The organism is Micromonospora sp. (assembly GCF_048594385.1).
Taxonomy (GTDB): Bacteria; Actinomycetota; Actinomycetes; order Mycobacteriales; family Micromonosporaceae; genus Micromonospora; species Micromonospora wenchangensis.
This window is the reverse complement of the sequence record NZ_JBMDWU010000298.1, coordinates 1-4,852: the sequence shown is the minus strand read 5'-3', so window position 1 is coordinate 4,852 and position 4,852 is coordinate 1. Positions and strand designations below refer to the sequence as shown.

The window sequence follows — 4,852 nt, the reverse complement described above, 5'->3', positions numbered from 1 at the left end:
CCACCCCGGGCTGCCCGGGTACCCGCGCGGCGGGCACCGGCGTCGCGGCCGGCGCAGCGGTCGCCGTCGGCACGGCGGCCGGGGCGACAGCCGTCCCCGGCACGGGGGCCGGCGCGACGGTCGCGGCCGGCACGGGGGTCGGCGCGACGGCGGGCGTCGGCACGACCGCCGGCCGGGTCACCGGCGGTGCTGCCGCGGCCGGGGTCGATCCGGGCCGGCCGGTCCCGGCGGCGACCGGACGGGCGACGCCGTCGCCGACGCCCGGCGTGGCCGCCGAGCCGTCGGCCACGGTGACCCCGAGCAGGCCGGCGGCGTCCGCGCCGAGGCGGACCAGCGGCCCACCGAGGTCGAGCTTCACCCGGGGCCCACGCCGCGCGGCCTTCGCCGGGCCGTCCGCACCGGCCGTGGCCGGGCTACGGCCGGCGGTGGCCGCCGGTGCGGCGGTGCCCCGCGGGGACAGCGCCCCCAGGTCCGGCGACGCCCCCTCCACCCACAGGGCGGTGGCGACCCGGCGCAACTGGTTCAACCCGCTGCGGTGCGCGGTGTTCACCGGCATCGCCAGGTGCTCGCGCCCGCGCAGGTTGTCCCCGACCAGCGAGGCGAGCTGCCCCGCGCCGACCTGGAGGAACACCCGGAACCCGGCGGCGTACATGGCCTCGACGGTCTGCCGGAACCAGACCGGCTCCATCATGTGCCGGACGAAGATCCGGTTGACCTCCTCCTCGTCGGCGGGGAACGGCGCGTGCAGGGTCGCCGACCACACCGGCATCCGGGTCGGGTGCACCTCCCAGCGGCCCAGGGCGGCGCCGATCGAGGTGAGCCCGTCGGCGAAGGCGGGGGTGTGGAACGCCGAGCGGAACGGCAGCTTCTGGCACAGGATGTTGCGGGTACGCAGCGCCTCGACGAGGCGGTCGACCTGCGGCTCAGGGCCGTTGACCACCGACTGGGCCGGGGCGTTGTCGTGCGACAGCACCACCCCCGGGTAGTCGCCGAGCAGCGGGGCGACCCGGTCCGCGCCGGCCCCGACGGCCGCGAAGACGTACCCGGAGACCTCCACCGAGTCGGCGTTGAACAGGTCGAGGAACTCGTCCATCGCGGCGGTGCTGATCTGGCCGCTGACCGCGGCGGCGGTCCACTCGCCGATGCTGTGCCCGGCGACCGCGTCGGGCCGTACCTTCATCCGGGCCAGCGCCGTGTCGAGCAGCTTGCCCACCTCGATCAGGCCGGCGCCGTGCCGGCCCAGGTCGGCGGCAGACCACTCGCGGTCCGGCAGACCGAAGTGGGCGGCCAGGTCGGCGGTGCGGGGGGAGAACTCCGCCTCCAGGCCGGGGAAGACGAAGGCGAGCTTGCCCGCCCCCGGGCCGAGCAGCGGCTGCGGGCTGAACCAGATGTCCCGCCCGCCCCGCCACGCCTGCCCCCGGGCCACCGTCTTGCGGGCCACCGCGAGCAGCTTGTCCGTCGGGTTGACGATGCCCAGCCGGGTCTGCGGCGGGGCGTCCCCACCGGAGCGGGCGGCCAGCTCGACGCCGATGCGGCGTACCTCCTGGTCGTCGCGGTCCAGCAGGTCGGCGAGCCCGGCCGGATCCGACGCGGCCAGCCAGAGCACCTGGTCCGGCTCGTCGACCACGGCCCGACCGGCGGCCGGGGCGGTCAGCCCCACCACCGGCTCACCCACCGACACCGGGGCCTGCTCGATGATCAGGTGGGCGTTGATCCCGCCGAACCCGAACGCGTTGACGCCGGCCCGGCGCGGGCCGTCGCTCTCCCACGGCCGGGCGGTGTCGATCGGCGCGAACCGGGTCGCCGCCATCTCCTTGCGCGGCGTCTCGCAGTGCAGGGTGGGCGGCAGCACCCCCCGGTGCACCGCGAGCGCGGCCTTGATCAGGCCGGCCACCCCGGCTGCCGGCATGGTGTGCCCGATCATCGACTTCACCGAGCCGATCACCGGGCGCGGCCCACCGGTGTACGGGCCGAACACCTCCGCCACCGTGGTCAGCTCGGCGGCGTCCCCGGTCGGGGTGCCGGTGCCGTGCGCCTCCAGCAGCCCCAACGCGTCCGGGGCGGTCGGGTCGAGCCCGGCGGACTCCCAGGCCCGGCGGATCGCCAGCACCTGACCGGAGACCGCCGGGTTGAACATGCTCGCCGACTTGCCGTCGCTGGACACCCCGCTGCCCCGGATCACCGCGTAGACCCGGTCGCCGTCGCGCACCGCGTCGGCGTACCGCTTGAGCACCACCACGCCGGTGCCCTCACCGATCAGCAGCCCGTCGGCGGCGGCGTCGAACGGTCGGATCTCGCCCCGCCGCGACAACGCCCGGAGCTGGTTGAACACCGACCAGAAGCTGATGTCGTGCACGTGGTGCACGCCACCGGCGAGCACCGCGTCCAACCGGCCGTTGAGCAGTTCGGTGATGCCCTGGTCCACGGCGATCAGCGAGGAGGCGCAGGCGGCGTCGATGGTGTACGCCGGGCCGCGCAGGTCGAGCCGGTTGGCCACCCGGGAGGCGGCCAGGTTGGGCACCAGGCCGATCGTCCCCTCCGGCTGGTACGGCCCGAGCCGCTCGTCGAACTTCTTGCGCAGCAGCTCCAACCGGGCCGGGTCGACGTCGGGGATCAGCTCCCGCAGGATGCTGACCACCTGGCTGGACATCCGCACCCGCTGGGCGTAGCGGGCCTGGGCGGGGCTGAGGATGCCGCCCCGGCCGAGGATGACGCCGATCCGGTCGCGGGCCGGGAGCCGGTCGCCGCCGCCCGCGTCGTCGATCGCCGCGGCGGCCACCTCCAGCGTGATCAGCTGGTCCGGCTCGATGTCGCCCACCGAGGCGGGCATCACCCCGAACCGCAGCGGCTCGAAGGTGGCGAACTCGTCGACGAACCCGCCGCGCCGGCAGTACATCCGGTCGGCCCGGTGGGACTGCTCCGGGTCGTAGAACTCCTCGTCCCAGCGGTGGGTGGGGACGTCGGTGATCGCGTCGACCCCGCCGATCAGGTTGCGCCAGTAGCTCTCCAGGTTGCCGGCGGAGGGCATCAGGGCGGCCATCCCCACGATCGCGATCTGGCCGGGCGCAGCGGCGCCGTTGTTCATCGGTTCCTCCGACGGATGGGGCGGGTGGGGGCGGGACGGCTCATCGACACCCTCACCACCCGGAGGCGGTGTAGACGACCGAGGTGACCGACGCGTCGGCCCAGGCCAGCTCGCGCAGCAGGGCCAGCGCGCCCTCCTCCGGGTCGATCAGGCCGATGCCGCGCCGGGCGTACTCGCGGCTCAGTTCGGCGGTGACCATGCCGCCGTGGCCGACGCCGGGCGCCCACGGCCCCCAGTGGACGGTCACGGTGCGCACCCCGGTCCGGGCCGCGTAGCGGGTGCCGATGGCGTCCAGGGCGTCGTTGGCCGCCGCGTAGTCGGCCTGCCCCCGGTTGCCGTAGGCGGCGGCGATGCTGCCGAAGAAGACCAGGAACCGCGGCGCGCCGGGCAGCGCGTCGAGGCAGGCCAGCAGCCCCCGGGCCCCGTCGACCTTGGTGTCGAAGACCCGGGTGAACGACGCCGGGTCCTTCTCGGCGATCAGCTTGTCCTCGATGATCCCGGCGGCGTAGACCACCCCGTCGAGGCGGCCGTACTCGGCGTGGATCGCGGCCAGCAGCGCGCGGGTCGCCGCCGCGTCCCGGACGTCGAGGGCGTGGTAGCGGACCTCGCCACCCAGCTCGGTCAGCTCGGCGATCGTCGCGGTCACCTCCCGGGCCGCCAGGACGGCCTGCGCGGTGCGGGAGATCTCGGCCGGCGAGGACAGCCCCCGCCGGGCCAGCACCCCGACCAGCGCGGCGCGGTCGGTGGCGGCGGCCAGCTCCGGGTCCTCCGGGCCGGACGGCAGCGGGGTACGGCCGACCAGTTCGATGCGGCAGCCGCTGGCCGAGGCGAGCGCCCGGGCGAACCACGGGGTGATCCCCCGCGCCCCACCGACCAGCACCACCACCGAGTCGCGTTCCAACCCGATCGCGGCGGCCTCGGACACCCCGTCGCCGGCCGGTCCGGCACCCCCGGCGGCCAGCGCGCCCAGCTCGACCGGAACCAGGTCGGCGACGTAGCGGTCGTCGCCACGCCGGGCGACCACCGGGGCGTCGGCGGCGGTGAGCAGTTCGTCGAGCAGCTGCCGGGCCAGCACCTCCGGCGTCGCCGCCGGGTCCACCGCCACGAACCGGGCGGTCAGCCCCGGGTACTCGCGGGCGATCGTGCGGAACAGGCCGGGCATGCCGTCGGCCGCGCCGGTGACGCCCTGCGCCCCGGCGGCGAGCAGCCAGCGCGGCCCGGTGGCCAGGGCCCGCTGCAGCAGCGGGAACACGGCGGGCAGCAGCGGCTCGTCGAGGTTGGTCAGCCCGTCGAGCACCAGCACGCCGTCGAAGCCCTGGTCGGCCTGCTCGCTGTCGAGGACCCCCAGCTGGCCGCCGGCGCCGTGCGCGCCGAGCAGCTCCGCCAGGTACGCCCCGACCGGTCCGCCCCCGGTGATCAGGAACCGCATCCCGGCGAGCGTGCCCGGGTCGACGCGCTGCCCGGGCTGGACGCTCTCCCGGGCGACCAGCCGCTTCGGCGCGATCCCCACCCCGACCTCGGTCGGCGCGGGCGACGCGGCGGGTGCGGCGGCCGGCGCGGCGACGCTCGCCGGCGGGGCGGCGGGCACGGCTGCCGGCGCGGCGACGGTCACCGTCGCGGTGACGGTGGTGTTCATCTTCTGGTCGAGCCAGGTGACCATGGCGCGGACGGTGCGGGCCTTGACGAGGTCTTCGAGTTCGCTTTCGTCGCCTTCGACGCTGAGGGAGAGGCGTTGGGCGACCTCGCCGGCGACCTCGGCGCGTTTGA

2 protein-coding genes are annotated in these 4,852 nt (G+C 76.1%); both read right to left on the bottom strand.

Annotation, left to right across the window (positions count from 1 at the left end; all coding sequences use genetic code 11):
- On the bottom strand, positions 1-3,085 hold a 3,085-nt coding region (locus ACOJTC_RS15945), incomplete at its 3' end, for a beta-ketoacyl synthase N-terminal-like domain-containing protein (RefSeq protein WP_420117465.1).
- A 52-nt stretch (positions 3,086-3,137) separates the two neighbouring features.
- A partial coding sequence (locus ACOJTC_RS15940) for an SDR family NAD(P)-dependent oxidoreductase (protein ID WP_420117464.1) occupies positions 3,138-4,852 on the bottom strand: 1,715 nt, incomplete at its 5' end.